Genomic DNA, 22,152 nt, shown 5'->3' on the forward strand with positions numbered 1-22,152 from the left:
AGAAAAACTACTCTGGCTATCCATACATCTAGAACTGTCATCTCTTGAGCAGCCAAGGATCGAAATGCTCCGTCCAGATCTCGATCATGGGACAATGGTAGCGTAGGGGGCGCAATGAAAAAGCCCGCATGGCGCGGGCTTTGTGGATTTTCTAGGATGTATCTGGACGTTGTTGGAACTGAAATGGTGGACGAGGAGGATCGAATTAACAGTTAACCAATTGAAATAAACGAATAGATTGGATATGGCAGGAAATATGCCCCCAATTATGCCCCTATTGTTATTGTCTTATCCTTCAAATTTACGTCTCCCAAGTAAGAAAGTAGCCCAGGAGGAGCTATTCACTCCCACTGACGCTGGACAGGCAGATCCTGCAGGAGGTGGTTCGAAAAAAACTCTGAAGGCTGCCAAGCGGCGCGATCTGGCAGCCTGGATGCAGGAGCGCTTCAGAATCAGTGTGCAAAGATCCTGCCGCCTGGCGCAACTGCGGCGCTCGGTGTGGTATGCCAGGAGCAGGGCGCGTAATCAGAGCGCACTGTGCCAGCGCATTCGCGACATCGCCATGAGCCGTCCCCGGTTCGGCTATCTACGGGTGCTGGTGATGCTCAGGCGCGAAGGCTGGGAGGTAGGCAAGAAACGCGTGTATCGGCTGTATCGCCAGCAGGGACTGCAACTGCGCATGAAGGTCAAACGCCGTAAGCGCATCGCGCTGCTGCGGGGCAGGCCTCAGGCACCTACCGGCCCAAACCCGCACTGGAGCATGGATTTCGTCCACGACCCGATGCAAGACGGCCGGGCATTTCGCATCCTCGCCGTCATCGATCAGTGGCGTCGCGAGAGTGCATGCCTGGAGGCCAACTTCAGGCTGTCCGGGCGGTGCGTTGCCCAGGCCCTGGATCGGCTTGCGGCACAGCGGGGATGGCCCGGGGCAATCACCGTGGACAATGGCACGGAATTCACCTCCAAGGCCCTGGACGAGTGGGCCTATCGCCGGGGTATCAAGCTCGATTACACCCGGCCGGGCAAGCGTACGGACAATGGACTGATCGAGTCATTCAACGGGCGATTGCGCGATGAGTTCCTCAATCTCCACGAATTCATCACGCTGCACGATGCCCGTGAGAAACTGAAAGCCTGGCAGGAGGATTACAATCATCACCGTCCCCATGGCTCGCTCGGCCATCTGACCCCGAGTGAGTTCGTCAAGAAAAGGTCAGTGCAAACCAATGAAGCGGTCCGCCTCTAGCTTAAAACTGTCCGGTTCTCGGGGAAATGTCAGAAACGAAAAGAATATCGCTTCCTGGCGTCCGTTTCACGGGGCAGGTTCGATATTACCTACAGTAAGCTGCTTTTTAGGATATTTGCTTTCTCCGGCGCGCAATAAAACCGATCAAGCTAAGCCCGGCCAGCAGCAGTGCGTAGGTTTCGGGTTCAGGAATGGGAGAAAGCAGATAAGCGTGACCATCGTTAGCTCGAGCGATGATCTGCCCCAGATCATTTATCCCACGTGCTTCGCTAAAGGTGAGATTGCTATTCGCCAGATTCACAAAACTATTGAGATCCATCATACCTGCACCATCCACACCGGCAATGAAGGCACGCATTTGATACGAACCGGTTGGCTCGGTGGGTCTTATTATAGAAGTTCCCACCACCCAGCCCGAAGCATTTATACCATAAGCCTGACTATCATCTGTCCCAGACAGCGTACCGAGATCTGTTATACCTACGCCGTTAGCGCCGGTGATAAAAGCATGTGCATTATAATTATTACCAGATGTGGACGTAATGAAGAATCCTGTTACTTGTCCCGCATCGTTGATAGCTGTCGCGTAGCTGCTGGACTCATCCTTCTGAGCAAAGAGATCGATCATCCCCCCACCGTTTGGATCTGCAAAGAAAGCATGCGGTCCATTATCATCAGACCTGTAAGAATAGCCTGCAACTTGGCCTGAAGTATTAACGGCATAGGCTACACTTACGCTTCCCCCCAACGTACCGAGATCAGTCATGCCCATACCATTGGGTCCCGTGACATAAGCATGAATATCTCCCGAGGTATTACGAGAACTGCCCACCACTTGACCAATATTGTTGATATCGTAAGCGTTGCTATCAACGCCGCTGAAGGATGAAAGATAAATCTTACCCACGCCATTGGGGCCCGTGAAAAAAGCAGTAGTCGGATAACCACTAAGACCTTGTGTACCCGCTACTTGACCAGAATCGTTTATGCCGCGGATGGAATATACGTCATATATGTTGGTCTGACCCATAATGCCGGTTATAACACCCATGGTAAGAAAAGTTAATGGATTGGCGGCAGTGCCTGCCACCTGACCATTGTGATTAATACTTGTGGGAAAGATTTCGCCCAGATCCAAAGCCGTATAATTTGCTGCCCATGTAGACGACGATAATACAAAGCTGATACTCAAGATTGAAGCTATCAGATGACCAGCACTTTTTTTCACAGCCCCTCCTGAAGGAGTGTTATATAAAAAGCCGATTTCGCACGAAAAATATTTCTGCTCGCATCAGCACAAATCAATCTTGCGTAAGCAATATTTATTCCTTTTTTATATCTTTCTAATTATCAATTACTTATTTAGCGAAAGACATTATATCCAGCCCAATTGTAATAAATTTCGACAAAATTCAAGAATAGAAGTTGATCTCCTTTCAAGTTGACAGGCGAGAGATATCCCAGCGCGCTGTGACGTCGTCATCGGTCGTCGCAACACCCACTATTTCCGGGAGGTTGCGATGAAGCCATACAAGCGTTGTTTGGATCGGTGTACTCGAGGCAAGTTAAATTCCCCCGGGCGTCCGCCGGTTTGGCAGCGGGAACAACTGCGCGGTTTCTGGCAAGCTATTGCATCAGGCAAGACGAGCGAAGATGCGGCTGCATCCGTTGGCGTGTCGGCTCCGGTCGGAGCTCGATGGTTCCGCAATGGAGGAGGAATGCCGCCAACACATCTAGCGCCGTCGGCGAAGCTGTCTGGCAGTCGGTATCTGACATTCTCCGAGCGCGAGGACATCGCACTCGAACTGGCTAAAGATCAAAGCATCAGGTCCATTGCTCGTAAGCTGGGCAGGTCGCCGAGCACGATTTCGCGTGAAGTGCGGCGCAATGCAGCCACGCGTGGAGGAACTCTGGACTATCGCGCCAGTACAGCGCAGTGGCATAGGAGGGCGCCCACCGTGAATAGAACTTCGCGAACCACTTACGGGCTACCGTCTCGAAACTGTTTGCTGCATTTTCCTCGCTGATTCTCTTGGACTGCTGCTTGACCACGCCTGGATCAACCTCATTTGCCAGCAGCTTGCGAGCACCATCTCGCCAGCTACGCGCAAGGCTCAGGGTCACATCCGATAAACCCCAAAAGCAAGGCGCTTTTCCTTGCCCCAAAACGGTATTTGAACCGTCAGTATTTTGAACCGGTCGGCATCATCTCAAGGTACATGCCCCCACCATCCGCCATCTTGAATGGACGAAATGAGACGTGGTAGGAGGGAAAACCAATAAAAATCCCGCGTAGTGCGGGCTTTTTGGATTTCCTGAGATATCCTGAAACATCTAAATGGTGGAGACGAAGGGGATCGAACCCTCGACCTTCGCATTGCGAACGCGACGCTCTCCCAGCTGAGCTACGTCCCCGATTGTCCGGGTATTCTATACCAAAAGCAGTGCCCTGATGTGTGCCGGCGAACTCCAAGCGGCACCTACGGCGTCCTCAGAGAAAGAAGTCTCATCCCAGCCTCATCACACCCAGTCCCTGCCGGTCAGGAAATCGGTGTAGAGCTTTTCCTCCGCGCTGCCCGGCAGCGGTTGCCAGTCGTAGCGCCACTTGACCAGGGGCGGCAGCGACATCAGGATGGATTCGGTACGCCCCCCGGACTGCAGCCCGAACAGCGTGCCGCGATCCCACACCAGGTTGAACTCGACGTAGCGGCCCCGACGATAGGCCTGGAAGTCGCGCTCGGACTCGCCATAGGGCGTGGCCAGCCGCCGCTCCAGCAGCGGCACGTAGGCGGGGAGGAAATGGTCGCCCACGCTTTTCGTCAACGCGAAGCAGGTATCGAAATCAGGGCCGCTGAGGTCATCGAAGAATATGCCGCCCACACCGCGCGGCTCCTTGCGGTGCTTGAGGTAGAAGTATTCGTCGCACCACTTCTTGAAGCGTGGGTGGTGGCCATCGCCGAAAGGCTGGAGCGCCTCCCGGCAGGTGAGGTGGAAATGGACCGCATCCTCCTCGAAACCGTAGTAGGGCGTGAGATCCATGCCGCCGCCGAACCACCAGACGGGTTCGGCCCCATCCTTGCGGGCCTCCAGGTAGCGCACGTTCAGGTGCACCGTGGGCGCGTAGGGATTGCGCGGATGCAGCACTAGCGAGACCCCCATCGCTTCGAACGCGCGGCCCGACAGTTCCGGCCGGGCCGCGGTGGCGGAGGCGGGAAGGCCGCCGCCGAACACGTGCGAGTAGTTGACCCCGCCCCGCTCGAACACCCCGCCTTCCTCCAGCACGCAGCTCAGGCCGCCGCCGCCCTCGGGACGCGTCCATTCGTCGCGGCGAAAGCGTTGGCCGTCCACTTCCTCCAGGCGTTCGACGATGCGCGCCTGGAGTCCGATGAAGTATTCGCTGACCTGCCGTATCGTATCCATATGCCTGAATGCCATGTTTCCGGTGCTCGAGGAAAGTTGAAATCCACCCCGAGCCTCACTTTTTCTGGCCGATCGCCCGGTATCCGATGTCACGGCGCATCTGGCAGCCGCCGAAATGAATCTGCTCCGCGATATCGTAGGCACGCCGCTGCGCCATCCTGACGCTGTCGCCCAGCGCGGCCACGCACAGCACCCGCCCACCCGCAGTCACGATCCCGGTTCCATCGCCCCTATCGGCCGTGCCCGCGTGAAACACGTGGAAGTCCTTTTCCGGCGTGGCGGCGGAAAGAAGCGCCGGCAGGCCATGGATCACATCCCCCTTGCGCGGCGCCTCCGGGTAGCCCTGCGCCGCCATGACCACTCCCAGGGCGGTGCGGCGGTCCCACTCCGCCTCGATCCGGTCCAGGGTGCCATCGATGGCGTGCTCCACCAGTTCGACGAGATCGCTCTTCAGGCGCATCAGGATGACCTGGGCCTCAGGATCGCCCATGCGGCAGTTGAATTCCAGCACCTTCACGCCGCCGTCCGGCGTCACCATCAATCCGGCGTAAAGAAAACCGGTATAGCTTTCGCCTTCGTGCTCCAGCCCCGCCATCGTTGCGTGGATCACCTCGCGCATGATGCGGGCATGCAGCATGGGGGTGACCACCGGCGCGGGGGAGTAGGCGCCCATGCCACCGGTATTGGGACCCTGGTCGCCCTCCTTGAGCCGCTTGTGGTCCTGGCTGGTGGCGAGCGGGAGCACGTGGCGCCCATCGGCCATGACGATGAAGCTGACCTCCTCGCCCTCCAGGAATTCCTCGATGACGATGCCGGCCGCCTCTCCGTGGCTGCTGCCGCCGCCCGCCAGCATGGCATCCACTACGGCATGCGCCTCTTCCGGCGTTCGTGCCACCACCACGCCCTTGCCTGCGGCCAGGCCGTCCGCCTTGACGACGATGGGGGCGCCGACCTTGTCCAGGTAGTCGTGCGCCGGCGCCGCGGCGCTGAAGCTGGCGTGCGCCGCGGTCGGGATACCGTGGCGCGTCATGAAGTCCTTGGCATACGCCTTGGAAGACTCCAGCCGTGCCGCCGCCCGCGTGGGGCCGAAAATCCTGAGACCCGCAGCGAGAAAGGCATCCACGATGCCCGCCGCCAGGGGCGCCTCCGGCCCGACCACCGTGAAGGCAACGGACTCCTTCCGCGCAAACTCCACCAGTTCGGGAATCCCGGACAGGGGAAGGTTCTCGATGCCGTCCTCCAGGGCGGTGCCGGCATTGCCAGGCGCGACAAATACCTTGAGGGCGCGGGCGGCGCGAGGGGACTGGAGCAGCTTCCACGCGAGCGCGTGCTCCCGCCCGCCGCCTCCGATCACCAGCAGCTTCATGTCGAGGAGGGTCCGTACGGGGGAACGTTCCCGGAGGCAGGCTGCGTCATGTCCAGCAAACCTTCAATGCCTGAAATGGCGCACGCCGGTCAGCACCATCGCCACCCCGTGTTCGTTCGCGGCGGCGATCACTTCCTCGTCCCGCACGCTGCCGCCGGGCTGGATCACCGCTTTCGCACCCGCCTGCACGACCACGTCCAGCCCGTCGCGGAAGGGGAAGAACGCATCCGAGGCCACCACCGAGCCGGCAAGCGACAATCCCGCATTCTGCGCCTTGATGGAGGCGATCCGGGCGCTGTCCACCCGGCTCATCTGTCCCGCACCCACGCCCAGGGTGCGCCCGCCCTCGCAGTATACGATAGCGTTGGACTTCACGAACTTGGTCACGCGCCAGGCGAACAGCAGATCCTGCAGTTGCTGCGCCGTCGGCTGCACGTGGGTGGCGATCGTCAGTTGCGAAGCCTCAACGTTGAGACCGTCCGGCGTCTGCACCAGCAGACCCCCACCCACGCGCCTGAAATCGAAGGCGTTGCTCCCCGCCTGGAGCGGCAGGGTCAGTACGCGCACGTTGGGCTTGCGCGCCAGTATCGCCGCCGCTTCGGAAGTCAGATCCGGCGCAAGGACGACCTCGACGAACTGCCCGCTCACCGCCTCCGCAGCCGCGCCGTTGAGCGGGCGGTTGAAGGCGATGATGCCGCCGAAGGCGGAGGTCGGATCGGTGGCAAACGCCGCCCGGTAGGCTGCGAGCGGGTCGTCGGCCACGGCCACGCCGCAGGGATTGGCATGCTTGACGATGACGCATGCGGGCCGAGCTAAGGTCTTGACACACTCCCACGCCGCATCCGCATCGGCGATGTTGTTGTACGAGAGCGCCTTGCCCTGCAGCTGGACATAGCCGGCAAGGCTGCCCGGAACCGGCACGGGGTCACGATAGAAGGCGGCCTGCTGGTGGGGATTCTCGCCGTAGCGCAGCCGCTGGCCGAGCTGGAAATGGAGGTGGAGGCTGTCGGGAAACGCCTGGCGTTGCGCGTCTTGCCCCTGCGGCCCGGCCGCCGTATCAAGGGAAGTCAGATAGTTGCTGATGGCGCCATCGTAGGCGGCGGTATGGGAGAACGCCTTGCGGGCCAGCCGGAAGCGGGATTCCAGCGACAATATGCCGCCATGGGCCTCCAGTTCCTCCAGGAGCGCGGTGTAGTCACCGGGATCGGTCACCACGGCCACGCTGCGGTAGTTCTTGGCGGCGGCCCGCACCATGGCAGGCCCGCCGATGTCGATGTTCTCGATGGCCTCGTCCAGGCTGCAACCGGGATTCGCCACCGTCTGGCCGAAAGGGTAGAGGTTCACGACCACGAGGTCGATGGGATCGATCCCCGCCTGAGCGAGAGCCGCCATATGCTGCGGAACGTCCCTGCGCGCCAGGATGCCGCCGTGAATCTTCGGATGCAGGGTCTTGACGCGCCCGTCCAGCATCTCAGGAAACCCGGTATGGCTGCCCACCTCGGTGACGGCCACGCCCGCATCCCTGAGCAGCGCGGCGGTGCCGCCGGTGGAAAGGATGTGGACGCCGAGCCGGCACAGCGCCCGGGCAAGCCCGACGACGCCGGTCTTGTCGGACACGCTGATGAGGGCTTGCTGGACGGTCATCGGAACATTATAGCCGAACGCGACCTTCGCTGATGCGGCCGATGCCTCGGTGGAACTTATTTGATGTGGTATTGCTTGATGCGGTTGCGCAGGGTGTTGCGGTTGATGCCCAGCAGCTCCGCGGCACGCGTCTGGTTACCCTTGGCATGGGTCATCACCAGCTCGATCAGCGGCTTTTCCACGCTGCGTATAACCATGTCATAGATGGGATGCGGCTTCTCGCCATCCAGGTCGCTGAAATAGCCGTTCACCGCCTCACGCACGCATCGGGCGATCTCGTTTTCATTGATAATGCTCATGCCACCCACTCCTTCGGCTCAACGTAGGTCAGGCGCTGGCCGTGTCCGGCAAGCTCATGGAAAAACTCCTCGACCGCCCCCAGCTGCTGCTCCATCGTCTGCAACTGGTTCATCGCGTGGCGGAACCCGGCAGAACCGATCAACCCCTTCGTATACCAGGAAATATGCTTGCGGGCCACGCGCACCCCGGTATACTCGCCATAGAAATCGTAGAGCTCATGCAGATGATCGACGAGCACGCGATGGATCTCGGTCACTTCGGGCTGCGGCAGATGCTTGCCGGTAGCGAGGTAGTGGTCGATCTCGCGGAAGATCCAGGGCCGCCCCTGGGCCGCCCGGCCGATCATGACGGCATCGGCGCCGGTATAGTCGAGTACTCGCTTTGCCTGTTCCGGCGTGGTGATGTCGCCGTTGGCGATGACCGGGATCCCGATTGCGGACTTGACCTCGGCGATGGTGTCGTATTCGGCGTGCCCGGCATACGCGCAGGCGCGGGTCCGGCCATGGATCGCCAGGGCCTGTACTCCGGCACGTTCGGCGATGCCGGCCACCACCAGGGCGTTCCGGTGCTGCGTATCCCAGCCGGTACGAATCTTGAGCGTCACGGGAACATTCACGGCCCCCACCACCGCGTCCAGTATCCTGCCCACGAGCGGCTGGTCCTGCAGCAGTGCGGAACCCGCCATGACGTTGCAGACTTTCTTGGCCGGGCAGCCCATGTTGATGTCGATGATCTGCGCCCCCTGCGCCACGTTGTAGCGCGCAGCCTCGGCCATCATGGCCGGGTCGGCGCCCGCGATCTGCACCGAAATGGGATCCACCTCGCCTTCATGATTGGCGCGTCTTCGGGTTTTTTCGGAACCCCACAGCAGTGAGTTGCTCGACACCATTTCCGACACCGCCATGCCCGCGCCCATGCTCTTGCACAACTGGCGGAAGGGACGGTCGGTAACGCCCGCCATGGGCGCCACGATGAGCTTGTTCTTCAGGATGTGGGAACCGATCTGCATGCTTGGCTTCGAGCCGGCGCGAGGGCTTGGCCGGCAACGCGGGAGGTGAGAAAGATTACGATTTTAGCAGGCTGGCGAAATTCTCGTAGCCTTGACAATCTTTTGTGATTGTGCGGTAGGTTAGCGCCGCCCGCGGGGGTGGGATAGATGTAAGATTTTACAGGTGACGCCGGGCTGTGTTTGAGATAGCACCTGAGTTCCCGAAAACGACGCTTCGGGCTGTGCACCGGTCACCCGCGCGCGCCGAACATCATGCGCCGGGCGACGAAACGGCGGACCTGCGGCAGGCAGTCCAGCGCACCCAGCCCCGCTCCGCGCAGGCTGCCCAGCAGAGGATCGTCGTTCGAGAAGAGCTTCACCAGGGAATCGGTGAAGATCCGTCCCGCTCCGCTGTCCATCCTGCGCCTGTCGCGGTAGCGTGCGAGCATCGCGGAACTGCCGGCCTCGGTGGGCGACGCGATGATTTCCCGGGCCAGTTCCCATGCGTCGCGCAGGCCCAGGTTGAAACCCTGTCCTGCGACCGGATGGAGCGTCTGTGCCGCGTTGCCGACCAGCGCCACGCGGGGCGCCGTCACCGGATCCGCATACTTGAGCGCAAGCGGAAATCCGGAACGCTTGCCCGCTTCCACGAATCTGCCGAGACGATCGCCGAAGCGGTCGTGCAACCGGGCCAGAAAGGCGGTCTCATCCAGTGCCAGGATCCCCTGCGCCGCAGCAGGCGGGAGCGTCCACACCAGGGCAAAGTATTCGCCCATGGGCAGCAGCGCCACCGGACCATCCGGGGTGAAACGCTCGTAAGCCACCCCCGCCTCCGCCGGCGAAGCCGCGATGCCTCCGCCGCCACGGACGGGCAAGCCAGGGAGAGCCGCCTCTTCCGGCAAGCGCGGCACGTATTCGCTCCTGACGCGCGCAACCACCGCCCATTGCCGATAGTCGCGCACGTGCTGCGTCACGCCTTCGACCTGGGCGGCAAGGCGCCCGCCATCCGCCAACACCAGGAGGCGGGTACCGGCCTGTTGAGTTGCATCGCCATGCTGAAAATCGATCCGCGCGACATCGGCATCGGCTTTCAGCCGTAGCGCCTGGGCAGCGGTCAGATAGTCGGCGCCGCTCCGCTTCAGTGCCCGATGCATCGACCGGAATACATCGTGGTGATTGACGACGTAACCCAATGCCGGCACCCCAACTTCCCCAGCGGTCATGACGGTACGACCGAAACTTCCGCGACTTGAAACGTGGATGGTCGTGATGGGCGTGACGCTTGGCAGGCTCCGCCATACGCCCAGGCGTTCCAGGATCAGGCGGCTGCCATGGGATAGCGCCAGGGGACGCGCATCCTCCGTTTCTTCCGGCAGCCCGCGCGCCTCCAGCAGCAGGACCGATATCCCGCTGCCACGCAGCGCCAGCACCAGCGCCATACCCACAGGCCCGCCCCCGACGATGACCAGGTCGTACGTGCGCGCCGGGTCGGATTGTTTCCCTTCCATGCTGTGCTCATCCGTCATCGGTCGGGTCCGGCATGGGGATCGTCCGAGTGCTCTTCCAGGATTTCGACATCCTCGATGACGCTGTATTCTCCTTCTTGAACCTCCACGGTCTGGCGCAACTTGCGGCGCAGCCACCACAGTCGGAGCGAGATGGCCGCGGCGGTGACGGCGAACAGGGCAAGGAAAGCGGTGAAGAAGAAGACGCCCAGGATCGCCATGACCGCCAGCACCGGAATGAACAGCAGGTAGGCAGCCCAGCGGCTGGCGGGCGTCACGCGCACGGCAGACTCGTCCGAGGTACCTGTATCGCCACTGCGGATGACGTGCCGGATGATGATCTTTCTGTTTTCATCCATATCCATACTCCCTGGTGATGGATCGATCGCGCTCCCGCATCAATTCCTCGATGTCTCCCACCGTCTTGGGCGCAGCCGGCGTCAGAATCTCACAGCCGGCCGACGTGACCGCCACGTCGTCTTCGATGCGTATGCCGATATTCCAGAAGTGCGGCGGCACGTCGTCCGCCGGGCGGACATAGCAGCCCGGCTCCACCGTCAGGGTCATCCCCGGCTGCAGCGGCCGCCACTGCCCTTCGCGCTTGTAGTCGCCCGCATCGTGCACGTCCAGCCCCAGCCAGTGTCCGGTACGATGCATGAAGAAGCGCTTGTAGTCTTCCGACTGCACCACGGCGTCCACGCTGCCGCGGCACAGCCCGGCATCGATGAAGCCCTGCACCAGCACCCGCAATGCCGCCTCGTGCGGCGCATCCCAGGGGTTGCCGGGCCGCACCGCCTCGATCGCCGCCGCCTGTGCTGCCAGGACCAGCTGGTACAGGTCCTTCTGCGCGGAGCTGAAGTGTCCATTCACCGGAAAGGTACGCGTAATGTCAGAGGCATACCCATCGAGTTCGCAGCCGGCGTCGACCAGCAGCAAATCGCCGGCATTCAGGCGGGCATCGTTCTCGACATAGTGCAGCACGCAGGCATTGGCTCCGCCCGCGACGATCGAAGTATAGGCGGGCGCCTGGGCGCCATGACGCCGGAATTCGTGCAGCAGCTCGGCCTCCACCTCGTACTCACTCATGCCGGGACGGACGGCGCGCATGGCGCGGCGATGGGCTCCCCCGGAAATCTCGCCGGCACGGCGCATGATCGCGATCTCCTCCTCGCTCTTGATCAGCCGCATTTCGTCCAGCAGCGGCCGCACGTCATGGATGCTGGAGGGCGCGGTCACGCCGCCGCGCGCCTGTTGCCGCACCTGGTTGATCCACCCCATCACGCGCGCATCCCAGCCAGCCTCGTACCCCAGGGAACAGTACACCGCCGGCTGGTCGGCCAGCAGGCCGGGCAGCAAGGCTTCCAGCCGGTCCAGGGGAAAGGCCTCGTCGAGGCCGAACGTCTCCTGCGCCGCCTGTGGCCCGTAACGGAAGCCATCCCAGATTTCACGCTCCGGATTCTTGTCGCGGCAGAAGAGTATGTGCCGGGCCGGTTCCGCCACGCCACCGGCCACGATCACCAGCACCGCCTCCGGCTCGCGAAAACCGGTCAGGTAGTAGAAGTAGCTGTCGAAGCGGTACGAGTAGTGCGCGTCGCGGTTGCGCACCCGCTCCGGCGCGGTGGGGATGACGGCAACGCCCCGCTCCATCCGGGATGCCAGATGCAGACGCCGCTCGCGATAGCAATCGATCGGGATCATGATTCCTCATTCTTGCAGCATTCGCGTAATAACGCAAAAGAAGGCCGCGCAGCGGCGTTCATGGCGGCCCGCCCAACCTGTTGTCGAGGTCGCACAGGCGCTCCGGGGTACCCACGTCCACCCACATTCCCCTATAGTGGCGCCCACTCACCCTGCCCCACGCGGCGGCAGCGCGCAGCAGCGGCGCCAGCTTCGCTGCGGTGCCAGGCACGACGTCCCTGAAAAGCTCCGGCCGATAGGCGCCGATGCCACCGAACGTCAGCGCCGCCTGCCCAGCGGGGAGAACCCGGCCGGACTCGAGAGTGAAATCGCCCCCGGGATGGTGGAGTGGATTGTCCACCAGCACCAGATGGGCGAGGTCTGCGCCCGGCTCAGCGCGCATGTGGCGCAGGACCGGCAGCAGCGATACGAGATCGAATTCGCAATAGACATCGGCGTTGACCACCAGGAATGGCGAGGCATTTCCGTCCTGCAGAAGCGGCAGCGCCTGCGAGATTCCGCCGGCTGTCTCCAGTCCCGCCGCCTCGGGAGAATAACGGATGCGAACGCCGTAACGAGTTCCGTCGCCCAGGGCCGCCTCGATCATGTGGCCCAGGTAAGCATGATTGATTACGATCTCGACGAAACCGGCCTGGGCAAGATGCACGAGCTGGTGCTCGATCAGGGCTCGCCCACCGGCCCGCAGCAGCGGCTTGGGCAATGCGTCGGTCAGCGGCCGCATGCGCGTGCCGTGTCCCGCCGCAAGGATCATGGCTCTGAAGGGCGGCACGTCAGAACGTATAGCCAATCCTGGTTCCCGACGACACCTCATCCAGCTTTTCCAGCAGAGCATGAAGGAAATCGAGTTCACGATAGCGCGCGCACGCCTGGCGCAGGTACCGCATCACCCGCGGCATGTCTTCGAGATATCCCGCCTTGGCGTCGCGGTGCCAGAGGCGTGCGAAGATGCCCAGCACCTTGAGGTGGCGCTGCACGCCCATCCACTCGAAGTCGCGGTAGAACTCCGCAAAATCGGCGGTGACCGGCAGTTGCGCCCTGCGCGCCGATTCCCAGTAGCGCACCACCCAATCCAGCACCCGTTCCTCATCCCAGCGAACATAGGCATCCCGGAACAGAGACACCAGATCATAGGTAACGGGACCGTAGACCGCATCCTGGAAATCGATGACCCCTGGATTGGGGGCGGAAACCATGAGATTGCGCGCATGGTAGTCGCGGTGCACAAATACACAGGGCTGGGCAAGCGCATTCCGCACGAGCCGGTCGAACACAGCCTCGAGTCCGGCATTTCGGGCAGCATCGAGCGGCATGCGCCGGTGCTGCGCCAGATACCATTGCGGGAACAGGTTCAGTTCTCTCCGCAGCAGTGCCTCGTCGTACGCGGGCAGAACGCCGGGCCGGCTCGCCCGCTGGATATCGATGAGGGTGGTCCAGGCATCCCGGTACAGACGGTCGGCGCTGCCGGGATCCTCGTCCAGCGCCCGCAGGTAGGTGGTATCCCCCAGGTCGGAAAGCAGCAGGAAGCCTCGCGCCAGATCCTGGGCCACCACCGTGGGGACATGCACGCCCGCGGCTGCAAACAATCCGGCCACCTTCAGGAAGGGAATGCAATCCTCCTGACCGGGCGGCGCATCCATCGCAATCAGCGTTCGATGGGGGAAGGTCGCACGGAAATAGCGGCGGAAGCTTGCATCGGCGGAAGCGGGCGACAGCGCAAAGGATTCGCCGGGAAATTGTTTCCCGATCCAGTTTTCCAGAAGCTGCAGGCGCTCCATGATGGACGATTTGCCTAAATACCCGAAGTGTGAGATTTTAGCATGCGTACGATACGCTCTTATCCTGGCATCCTGGCGGATCATGCGAGGATCATCATGGAGGCACCCATGCTCAATCAGAAGGTACTGGACGAAATCGCAACCAAGGTCGGCGAACTGCTGGCGCAGAGCCCGGTCAAGGATGTGGAGAAGAATATCAAGGTCATGCTGGCCGGAGTGTTCACCAAGCTGGATCTGGTGACGCGCGAGGAATTCGAAGTGCAACAGGAAATCGTGCGGCGCACACGCGAGAAACTGTCCATCCTGGAAGCGCGCGTCACGGAATTGGAAAGCCTGGGGGCTGCGGGCGGTGGCGGCGTACCGGCAGAGACATTGGACGATCCCGCAGAAACGGAGTAGCCACCCTCAACGGCATGCGAAGAAGCCGATCGAACGAGACCGCATGCCGCCCGCCGTTCTGTACAGCCGCGCCATCTCGGGCATGGAATCGCCACTGGTCACCGTGGAGGTCCATATCGCCAACGGTCTTCCGAGCTTCACCATCGTCGGCCTGCCCGAAACGGAGGTCAGGGAAAGCAAGGACCGGGTACGCGCCGCACTGCAGAACGGACGGTTTGAATTTCCCATCCGGCGCATCACCGTCAATCTCGCGCCCGCCGACCTGCCCAAGGAAAGCGGACGCTTCGACCTGCCGATTGCCTTGGGCATACTCGCGGCCACGGGCCAGATTCCCGCGGATGCGCTCGACCGCTATGAATGGGCGGGCGAACTCGCCCTGACCGGAGAATTGCGCGCGATACGCGGGGCACTGGCAATGACGTACGGCGCCGCCCGCTCGGGCCGCAGTTTCGTTTTGCCTCGCCAGAATGCCGCCGAGGCCGCCTTGGTCCGGAAAGCGACGGTCTATCCCGCCGTGTCGCTGTTGCAGATCTGCGCCCATCTCGCAGGACGCGAACTCATCCAGCCGCTCATCCAGCCCGGCACACTCGACAAGGACGATCCCGGGACCGATTCATTCCCGTATCCCGACATGGGAGACGTCAAGGGCCAGATACAGGCCCGGCGCACTCTGGAAATCGCGGCGGCGGGTGGGCACAGCGTGTTGATGATGGGTCCGCCCGGTACGGGGAAATCCATGCTGGCGGCGCGTTTCCCCGGCATCCTGCCGCCCATGACGGAAGAAGAGGCGCTTGAATCCGCGGCCATGCAATCCCTGGGTAGCGGCGGTTTCGACATCGCCCGCTGGAAGCGTCGCCCCTATCGCTCGCCGCATCATACCGCCTCGGGTGTCGCCCTGGTCGGCGGCGGGAGCAACCCGCGGCCAGGCGAAATTTCGCTGGCCATGCACGGCGTGCTGTTTCTCGACGAACTGCCGGAATTTGACCGTCGGGTGCTGGAGGTGCTGCGCGAGCCGCTGGAGTCCGGCCGCATCACCATCTCGCGCGCGGCGAGGCAAGCCGAATTTCCCGCACGCTTCCAGCTGATCGCCGCGATGAATCCCTGCCCATGCGGCTACCTCGGACACTATCTCGGCAAGTGCCGCTGCACTCCCGATCAGGTGGCCCGCTACCGCAGCAAGATCTCCGGCCCCTTGCTGGACCGCATCGACCTGCAGATCGAAGTCCCCGCCGTCCCGCAGGAGGACCTGATGCGACGCACTTCCGGCGAATCCAGCCACAGTATCCGGCAGCGGGTGATAGCCGCCCGCCAGCGGCAACTGCAGCGCCAGGGCAGGAACAACGCCCGGTTGACGATCGGGGAGATCGACACCCATTGCACTCCGGATGTCCCGGGATTGAATCTGCTCAAGCAGGCCATCGCCGGCCTGAATCTCTCCGCCCGGGCATACCACCGCATCCTCAAGGTGGCGCGCACCATCGCCGACCTCGGAGCCAGCGAGCGCATCGTCAGCACACACGTCGCGGAAGCGGTGCAATACCACAGGCTGGACAGAGACTGAGCATTGAGTCGGTACCCGTCGTCGCGATTCCATGACACAAATATATTTCGGCGGCATCTTGACAATGGCAATCCCGGGCAATAAATTAGGCGGACCGGAAAAACAATGATCGTGAAATGGATATTGTCTTTCCGATAGGGAAAACCGCCTCGCGGATCTCCTTCAGACCCGATATCCGCCATTTCCCGTTCCCCCATCCCATCACCTTTCGCTTTGAGGAGCCCATCATGACCGACAAGCAGAACCCCAAGGATTCCCCCGCCTCGCCTGCTCCGAAAACCGCAGCCGATCCCCAGGCGGCTGAAGCTCCGCAATCCCGTTCACTGGCTGCGAACACCCGACTCAGCGAACTGACGATAGACGACCTGAATTCCATCATTTCGGCGGAGGCCAGCAAGGCCATCGCTTCCCGGCTGGCCAATCAGGGCGGACTGGCCGGCAGTCACGTGAATTCCGGACCTCCCGGATTCGTCAACGGCGGCGGGCACGCCAACTTCGATCCTGCCCGAAACATCGGCAGCCGCGTCAATGTGGGCGATGCAGGCAGGGCAGGCGTCCACGTGAATTCCGGCCCCCCGGGATTCGTCAACGGCGGCGGGCACGCCAACTTCGATCCTGCCCGAAACATCGGCAGCCGCGTCAATGTGGGCGATGCAGGCAGGGCAGGCGTCCACGTGAATTCCGGCCCCCCGGGATTCGTCAACGGCGGCGGGCACGCCAACTTCGATCCCGCCCGAAACATCGGCAGCCGTGTCAATGTGGGTGACCTGGGCAGGGCAGGCTCTCACGTGAATTCCGGCCCCCCGGGATTCGTCAACGGCGGCGGGCACGCCAACTTCGATCCGAGGACGAGTACCGCGGCATTCATCAACGTCACGTTGCCGGACGGAGGCCAGGTTGCCATTCCGGCAACCGGCCCGGTGGATCTGCACGTACGCGGCTTTCATATCACGCGCTAGCGACGCTTCCGGGCGGTGAAATCCGTACTGGCCGAAGGCACGGCGTGGTCACGCCATGCTGCAGGGCGGTTGCAGGCCTTCATCGCTGCCGCCTGCCAGGATATGAGGCTGCGAGGAATGCTGGCGAATGATCCCGCCACGGCGCTGCGCGAATGGCAATGGGAGCCCGATGCCGTGCCGGAATCGCTGCCGCCTCCCATGAGTGCGATATCGGTCCGCATGGACGATGCGACCCTCCTGGGCCCCGTGGAATGGTGCACTGAACCCGATGCGGCGCAGCTGCGGCAAACGCAGCTGCGCCTCCTGCTTGCGGGAGCCAAGCCCCTGGGCCTGATCCACGGCGACGAGCGAAGCCTGGTCGCCCTGGCAAGCTGGGCGCAGGCACGCGGCTACTATGCGCTCCTCGGTCCGTACCAATTCTCGCCACAGCAGGACCGGCACAAGAACGGCTACAGCAATCGCACAGCGACGGTGACAGCGGCGTCGCCGGGTTCGGGAGCATGGCGTGGACTGCTGATCTCCACCGACCAGCAGACGGTACTGCTGGCCTGGCTATGCCAGCTGTTCGGATGGGAACGCTTCCTGGGGGGGCTGCTCGGCTATCCCTCGTGCTGCTGCCGAGCGTTCGAGGAGCATTGGCCCAGGGCCGCTGCCGGGCACGAGGGGGATGTGGGCCTCATGCTTCTGGAAGAATCAGCTGGCATGCATCCGGTATACAAAATGAACTGGGCCGCGAATATTTTTGCGCGCTACTTCGGGCGGGAGATACTGCAGCACTTCCCATGCCAGTGGCACTGCTCGGGAACTGTGGCGATGGCCCGCCGGCACCTGGCCGCGCTGGAACACTACTGGCCGGCGGACGCGCTGGAAATACGGACATGCCTGGCCTCTCCCATGCTGGCTGCCCCCGGCCATGGCTACGCTCTGTTTCATGGGGGGCGCGTCGTACGGAAGCATGGCGGCATACGCCTGATCTACGATCCCGATCGGGTGGAAACCATCGGGATGAACGACGGGCTCGGCCGTGCGATCGCCTCGTCGCGTCAGTTGACGGCAGGTACCGTCGCCAACTGGCGCATTGCCGACCGGGCCGTTCCAGGCTGGGTGCTGGACACGAGCCATCCGGACGAGATGGCTGTTTAGGAGGATCATGGCATGAAATACTTCAGCAGACCTCCCAGGGAAAGCGCCGAAAGTGCCTATCTGGCGGAATCCTGCGGCAGACACTATGAGCCATTCGGGATGCTCAGCCTCGGCGACACGACCGTGCTGGGTACGGACGGCGTCGTTCTCGAACGTATCTGCGGCGAAATGCTCGCCATCCATCCCGAAAGCGCAGCATGGGCGTTTCTCAATGAGGAGGAATCGAGATGGTTCCAGCAGGCGAACGGGAAATCGTTCGCCTGGTTGAGGCACCACCTGTCGCCTGACGATCCGGATGGGGCTCTCGACTTCACCGCCCAGCTCTACCGCCGTGGCCTGCTGACGCTCGATGGACAGGCCGCCGTCGATCGGCGCATGTTTGCGGAGGGCCCCAACTACGACGAAGGCAACCTGATCGAACTCCTCATCACCGAGAAATGCAATCTCGCCTGTCCGTATTGCCTTGCGGGAGCCAGTTCCTCCATGCCGGCCATGGACAGGAACATCGCCCGAAAGACGGTGGATCTCGCGTTCGCCATGCAGGAAAGCGACACGCTGGCGTTTGAATTTGCCGGCGGCGAACCCTTCCTCAAGTACGAACTGATGAAGGAAACCGTGGAATATATCCGCAGCCATCCCATGCGCGGGCATCGCAGGCTGTTCATCAGCACGCAGACCAACGCCACCCTCTTGACCGAGGAGCGGGTGCGCTGGCTGAAGGACGAGGACATCCGGGTGGGAATTTCGCTGGATGGCGGAGCGCAGCGCCAGAACATGAGCCGCCCGCAGGTGAATGGCAAGGAATCCTTCAGCAAGATGGCCCGGGGCATCGATCTCCTGCACCGGTTCGGGGTACCGTTCGGCGGCCTGGTGGTGCTGAACCGATCCAATGTGGACGATCCCGCTGCCCTGGCCGCCACCATGCTCGACTTCGGCATCTACGGCTTCAGGCTGAACCCGGTGGCGTATCTGGGCGATGCTCGGAAAAACTGGGAAAGGGTGGGGCTCGGTCAGGACGAGATCATCGGCTTCATCAAGCGGCTGATGGATCACATCGTCGCGCAGCGCTTGCCGTTGCTGGAAGACAACGTGCGCAGCATGTGCGATTTTCTTACCAGCAAGCAGCGCCGGACACGCTGCATGCGCACCCACTGCGGCGCCGGGGATACTTTCCAGGCCATCGCCGCCAATGGCGACATCTATCCTTGCGGCCGAGCCACCCAGTCGCCCGGACTCAAGCTGGGAAACATATTCGACAGCGGGCTGCAAAGCCTGTCGCAACCGTCCAGGCACCACGAAATCATGCAGCAGATCCGCGAACGCAGGCCTGCCGATCTCGAAGGATGCAGCACCTGCTCCTACCGGCAGCTATGCCAGTCCGGATGCTCCGCGCAGGCGTGGGAGCGATACGGCACGGTGCGGCACCGCACGCCGGAATGTGCCTTCTACAAGACGCTCTATCCCTATCTGATGCACTGGCTGTCCTCGGACGCGATGGCATTCGACCATCTGAACGCGTGCAACTACTTCAACAACGAAGGGCAGCGTTTTTCCCGCGACTTCGCCGTCGCCCAAGACGAAGTTGTCACGACATGAAGGCCAACGGCCTCGATCCGGTGCAGGCGCCGTGGGAACCGTCACACACGCCCCCGAAAATGGAAGCACCCTGGATACCGGACTGCAGCGGCCTGTGCTACCCGGCTCCTCCCGGCAGGACCGTGGATATCCTTTCCAGGCTGGCGGCGCTCGCCCGGGCGATGCGCCTGGGCGGCCTGCTGCCTGCCGCGATGGACGCGATGGACGCGACCGAGCGGCTTTTCGCACAACGCCTCGCCACCCTGCTCGATGAACTGCCTGCCGATGGTCTGGCCCGCGTATTCTCCACGCCCCTGGCGGAAATGGACACCGTGCCGCAGGCCGGAGAGGAACGCTTCAACGAGGCCGGCGTGCGCCGGATCCTATGCAGCGTCCGGCATTTCATCCATCATCCCGACGTGCGCGACTTCACCCTCGTCCTGCCTGCGCGTCTGTTCTCGTCCGGGCCGCTATACCTGCCGCACGTCCATGCCCTGCTGTACAACGAATCGCCCCGCACCACGCTCGCCATCGTGGAGGATGGAGGCTGCACCCGCTTCGTCTGGAGCGACGGCCCAAGCCTGACGCTCGGGAATGATGGCTACGGACTGCCGGGAGGCTTCGACCATCCCCGCCTCGAAGCCCTGCCGATCATAGGCGGACTGCCCGTGCTCAATGGCGTTTCCGACATTGCTCCGCTCCTGTCCGGCTTTGGCCCGGCGATGGACGAAGCGGTGCGCACGAGCAGCGGACGGGTGGAATCGGCACTGGCCCTGCTCGGGGAAATCTGGCCGCTGGCCCTGCATGCGCTCCACCGCCACGTAAAGGCGCTTTGCATCCTGGAGCAGCGCGGCTACTCGCGCAGCCACAGTCCGCCAGAGATGCCCGGCGTGATATTCATGAGCGCGGATGACGTGGAGCATATCGGCGACCTGCTCTGCCATGAATCGAGCCATGTCAGGATGAACATCTTCCGCCGCTACGACGCCATCGCCCGTGCGCGCGACGCAGGAATGGAAGCTGCCGGCTTCGTCTCTCCCTGGCGGGCAGACCGGCGCCCCCTGCGCGGGCTGGTGGATGGCGTGCACGCCTTTCTCAACGTCTGCCGCTATCATCGCCGACTGGCGGGATGCCATGCGGATTCATGGCCTTCCCGCGTGATCTATGAACGGCAGCGACGCAATGTGAGGCAGGCCTGGTCCACGCTGCGCGAGCACGCCCTACCCACACGGGTCGGCGCCCTGCTGTTCGAGGAATTCGCTCTGGAGGAGCCTCTGCTGTGACGATCTTCGCATCATGCGCCACCCAAGGCATCGGCATGAAACCGGAGGCCGACGCCTCCATGCTGATACGGTTGCGTATGGAATTCTCCAGCAGGGGAGCGGCGGTATGGGGCCCGCCCGCTCTCGATCCCCACATCCACGCACGGCTACTGGACGAAGCCCTGGCGCAGCGGCGGGAGGCAAGCTGGAGCCTGTTCGCGCATCGCTGCCCGGGAGAGATCGCCCAGGACAATCTTCGTGCGCATCTCGGACCGCATGCACGCGGCTTCCTGGCATCGGCATCGATACTGGCCATGCTGGAATCGGTCACCGGCCACAGGCTCGTTCCTTCCTGGAGCGCGAGCTGCTATACCTACTACGAGGGTCCGGGCCAGCACATGGGAGAGCATTGCGACAAGCGGGAAGCGTGCCGGATCGCCCTGCTGGCGTACCTGCACAGCACGTGGGCACCCGGCGCGCAACCCACGCCGGGACTCCAGCTGCACGTCTTCCGCGGTGACAATGCTGCCAGCGGGTTGCTGTTGCGCATCACCGGCCTGTCCAACCGGATCGTCATTCTCAACGGCGCCGAGCAGGCACACCTGCGACCCGCCCTGGCGATGGGAGAATGCATGACGATGCTGGCGGGATGCTACCGGCTCGCGGACATCTCTCTGGAGCAGCGCGATGCAATGGAACGACTGGCCGCCGAATGATCCCGCGCTGATGCCAGGCTATGAGGCCTGGCGCGCCGGAGAATTCGACGAGGCCTGGCGTTTTTTCGAGCGGGCATCTGCAGGGCAACCGGATCAAGCCGACATCTGGCGTGGACTGGGGAACGTCGCATGGTCCCGGCGCGAGTTCCCGCTCGCCCTGGTCCACTTCGACGCGGCGTTGCGGCTTGCTCCATGGAATCCGATGCACTGGGGCAATCTGGGCCTGGTCCGACGCGACCTGGATCAGCCACAGGCTGCCATCGCGGCCTTCCGCGTCGCGGTGGGACTCGACCCGGAATATGCGCCGGCGCTCAATGAATGGGCAAACGTGCTGTTCGACATGGGACGCTATGCCGAGGCGCTGCCGATGTATGACGCTTCGCTGGCAATCGATGCCACGCGCGCCGTCGTATACCACAACAAGGGAGTCTGCCTGCGGGAGCTTGGCCGCCTGCCGGAGGCCCTGCGGCATTTCGAAGCCGCGCTGGCGCTGGAGCCGGGCTACCGCTATGCGCTGGAAGAACTGCAGCGCCTGGGCATGGGCAGGAAGGACGCCCGGGAACGCGTTCGCACCTGAATCCACACCGCAGCACGC

Annotated in this window: 20 protein-coding genes, 1 tRNA gene and 1 pseudogene; 10 read left to right on the top strand and 12 right to left on the bottom strand. The window is 62.7% G+C overall.

The genetic code is table 11. The features are described from left to right. Nucleotides 1-268 precede the first annotated feature (268 nt). A complete protein-coding gene (locus tag BT108_RS09395; protein ID WP_255369684.1) occupies nt 269-1,246 on the top strand; it encodes an IS3 family transposase in 978 nt (325 codons plus the stop codon). Between the two features lie 106 nt (nt 1,247-1,352). On the opposite strand, the gene BT108_RS09400 is transcribed toward BT108_RS09395, so the two are convergent. Continuing rightward, a complete protein-coding gene (locus BT108_RS09400; RefSeq protein WP_143142450.1) occupies nt 1,353-2,474 on the bottom strand; it encodes an HAF repeat-containing PEP-CTERM protein in 1,122 nt (373 codons plus the stop codon). Nucleotides 2,475-2,766: 292 nt separating this feature from the next. On the opposite strand from BT108_RS09400, the pseudogene BT108_RS14325 reads away from it, so the two are divergent. Then, nucleotides 2,767-3,186, top strand: a pseudogene (locus tag BT108_RS14325) (helix-turn-helix domain-containing protein); the annotation flags it as partial. Nucleotides 3,187-3,585: 399 nt separating this feature from the next. On the opposite strand, the gene BT108_RS09410 reads toward BT108_RS14325, so the two are convergent. The 11 genes from BT108_RS09410 to BT108_RS09460 all read right to left on the bottom strand — a co-directional run bounded on the left by BT108_RS09410 (nt 3,586) and on the right by BT108_RS09460 (nt 13,942). Continuing rightward, nucleotides 3,586-3,661: transfer RNA gene (locus BT108_RS09410), tRNA-Ala, on the bottom strand. Nucleotides 3,662-3,766: 105 nt separating this feature from the next. Further along, nucleotides 3,767-4,666: an oxygen-dependent coproporphyrinogen oxidase gene (gene hemF / locus BT108_RS09415; RefSeq protein ID WP_072294308.1), complete on the bottom strand. Its 900-nt coding sequence runs from the start codon at nt 4,664-4,666 to the stop codon at nt 3,767-3,769. A gap of 55 nt (nt 4,667-4,721) precedes the next feature. Further along, entirely contained in the window at nt 4,722-6,032 is a 1,311-nt protein-coding gene (gene purD, locus BT108_RS09420) for a phosphoribosylamine--glycine ligase (RefSeq protein WP_072294282.1), read from the bottom strand. 63 nt (nt 6,033-6,095) lie between these two features. Next, on the bottom strand, nt 6,096-7,676 hold the full coding sequence (gene purH / locus BT108_RS09425; protein WP_072294283.1) for a bifunctional phosphoribosylaminoimidazolecarboxamide formyltransferase/IMP cyclohydrolase: 1,581 nt from the start codon (nt 7,674-7,676) through the stop codon (nt 6,096-6,098). 56 nt (nt 7,677-7,732) lie between these two features. Continuing rightward, nucleotides 7,733-7,975 carry a helix-turn-helix domain-containing protein gene (locus BT108_RS09430; protein ID WP_072294284.1) on the bottom strand — a complete coding sequence of 81 codons (243 nt, stop codon included), beginning with the start codon at nt 7,973-7,975 and terminating at the stop codon, nt 7,733-7,735. After that, nucleotides 7,972-8,985, bottom strand: a complete 1,014-nt coding sequence (gene dusB, locus BT108_RS09435) for a tRNA dihydrouridine synthase DusB (protein WP_072294285.1) — start codon at nt 8,983-8,985, stop codon at nt 7,972-7,974. Before dusB ends, BT108_RS09430 begins: the two co-directional genes overlap by 4 nt. A 230-nt stretch (nt 8,986-9,215) precedes the next feature. After that, nucleotides 9,216-10,490, bottom strand: coding sequence for an FAD-dependent monooxygenase (locus tag BT108_RS09440; protein WP_255369683.1), 1,275 nt, complete (start codon nt 10,488-10,490; stop codon nt 9,216-9,218). Continuing rightward, a complete protein-coding gene (locus BT108_RS09445; RefSeq protein ID WP_072294286.1) occupies nt 10,487-10,828 on the bottom strand; it encodes a hypothetical protein in 342 nt (113 codons plus the stop codon). Before BT108_RS09445 ends, BT108_RS09440 begins: the two co-directional genes overlap by 4 nt. Further along, entirely contained in the window at nt 10,821-12,167 is a 1,347-nt protein-coding gene (gene pepP, locus BT108_RS09450; protein ID WP_072294287.1) for a Xaa-Pro aminopeptidase, read from the bottom strand. The genes BT108_RS09445 and pepP overlap by 8 nt, the downstream gene beginning before the upstream one ends. A gap of 58 nt (nt 12,168-12,225) precedes the next feature. Further along, a complete protein-coding gene (gene murU / locus BT108_RS09455; RefSeq protein ID WP_072294310.1) occupies nt 12,226-12,918 on the bottom strand; it encodes an N-acetylmuramate alpha-1-phosphate uridylyltransferase MurU in 693 nt (230 codons plus the stop codon). 19 nt (nt 12,919-12,937) lie between these two features. Beyond that, nucleotides 12,938-13,942, bottom strand: coding sequence for an aminoglycoside phosphotransferase family protein (locus tag BT108_RS09460; protein ID WP_072294288.1), 1,005 nt, complete (start codon nt 13,940-13,942; stop codon nt 12,938-12,940). A 108-nt stretch (nt 13,943-14,050) separates the two neighbouring features. On the opposite strand from BT108_RS09460, the gene BT108_RS09465 reads away from it, so the two are divergent. From BT108_RS09465 to BT108_RS09500, 8 genes are all read left to right on the top strand, one after another. Continuing rightward, entirely contained in the window at nt 14,051-14,341 is a 291-nt protein-coding gene (locus tag BT108_RS09465; RefSeq protein WP_072294311.1) for an accessory factor UbiK family protein, read from the top strand. A gap of 43 nt (nt 14,342-14,384) precedes the next feature. Next, complete coding sequence (locus BT108_RS09470) at nt 14,385-15,902, top strand: YifB family Mg chelatase-like AAA ATPase (protein WP_072294289.1); 1,518 nt, start codon at nt 14,385-14,387, stop codon at nt 15,900-15,902. A gap of 227 nt (nt 15,903-16,129) precedes the next feature. Beyond that, a complete protein-coding gene (locus BT108_RS09475; protein WP_143142451.1) occupies nt 16,130-16,861 on the top strand; it encodes a hypothetical protein in 732 nt (243 codons plus the stop codon). A gap of 15 nt (nt 16,862-16,876) precedes the next feature. Next, entirely contained in the window at nt 16,877-18,004 is a 1,128-nt protein-coding gene (locus tag BT108_RS09480; protein WP_177257294.1) for a hypothetical protein, read from the top strand. A 12-nt stretch (nt 18,005-18,016) separates the two neighbouring features. After that, nucleotides 18,017-19,600 carry a radical SAM/SPASM domain-containing protein gene (locus tag BT108_RS09485; RefSeq protein WP_072294292.1) on the top strand — a complete coding sequence of 528 codons (1,584 nt, stop codon included), beginning with the start codon at nt 18,017-18,019 and terminating at the stop codon, nt 19,598-19,600. Then, nucleotides 19,597-20,862 (top strand): aKG-HExxH-type peptide beta-hydroxylase, encoded by a 1,266-nt coding sequence (locus BT108_RS09490; protein WP_072294293.1) that lies wholly within the window; start codon nt 19,597-19,599, stop codon nt 20,860-20,862. The genes BT108_RS09485 and BT108_RS09490 overlap by 4 nt, the downstream gene beginning before the upstream one ends. Further along, nucleotides 20,859-21,557 carry a hypothetical protein gene (locus tag BT108_RS09495; RefSeq protein ID WP_072294294.1) on the top strand — a complete coding sequence of 233 codons (699 nt, stop codon included), beginning with the start codon at nt 20,859-20,861 and terminating at the stop codon, nt 21,555-21,557. The genes BT108_RS09490 and BT108_RS09495 overlap by 4 nt, the downstream gene beginning before the upstream one ends. After that, nucleotides 21,529-22,134 (top strand): tetratricopeptide repeat protein, encoded by a 606-nt coding sequence (locus BT108_RS09500; RefSeq protein WP_072294295.1) that lies wholly within the window; start codon nt 21,529-21,531, stop codon nt 22,132-22,134. The genes BT108_RS09495 and BT108_RS09500 overlap by 29 nt, the downstream gene beginning before the upstream one ends. The last annotated feature ends 18 nt before the right edge of the window (nt 22,135-22,152 follow it).

The sequence above is a fragment of the Nitrosovibrio sp. Nv17 genome (assembly GCF_900119085.1).
In the GTDB taxonomy this organism is placed as follows: Bacteria; Pseudomonadota; Gammaproteobacteria; order Burkholderiales; family Nitrosomonadaceae; genus Nitrosospira.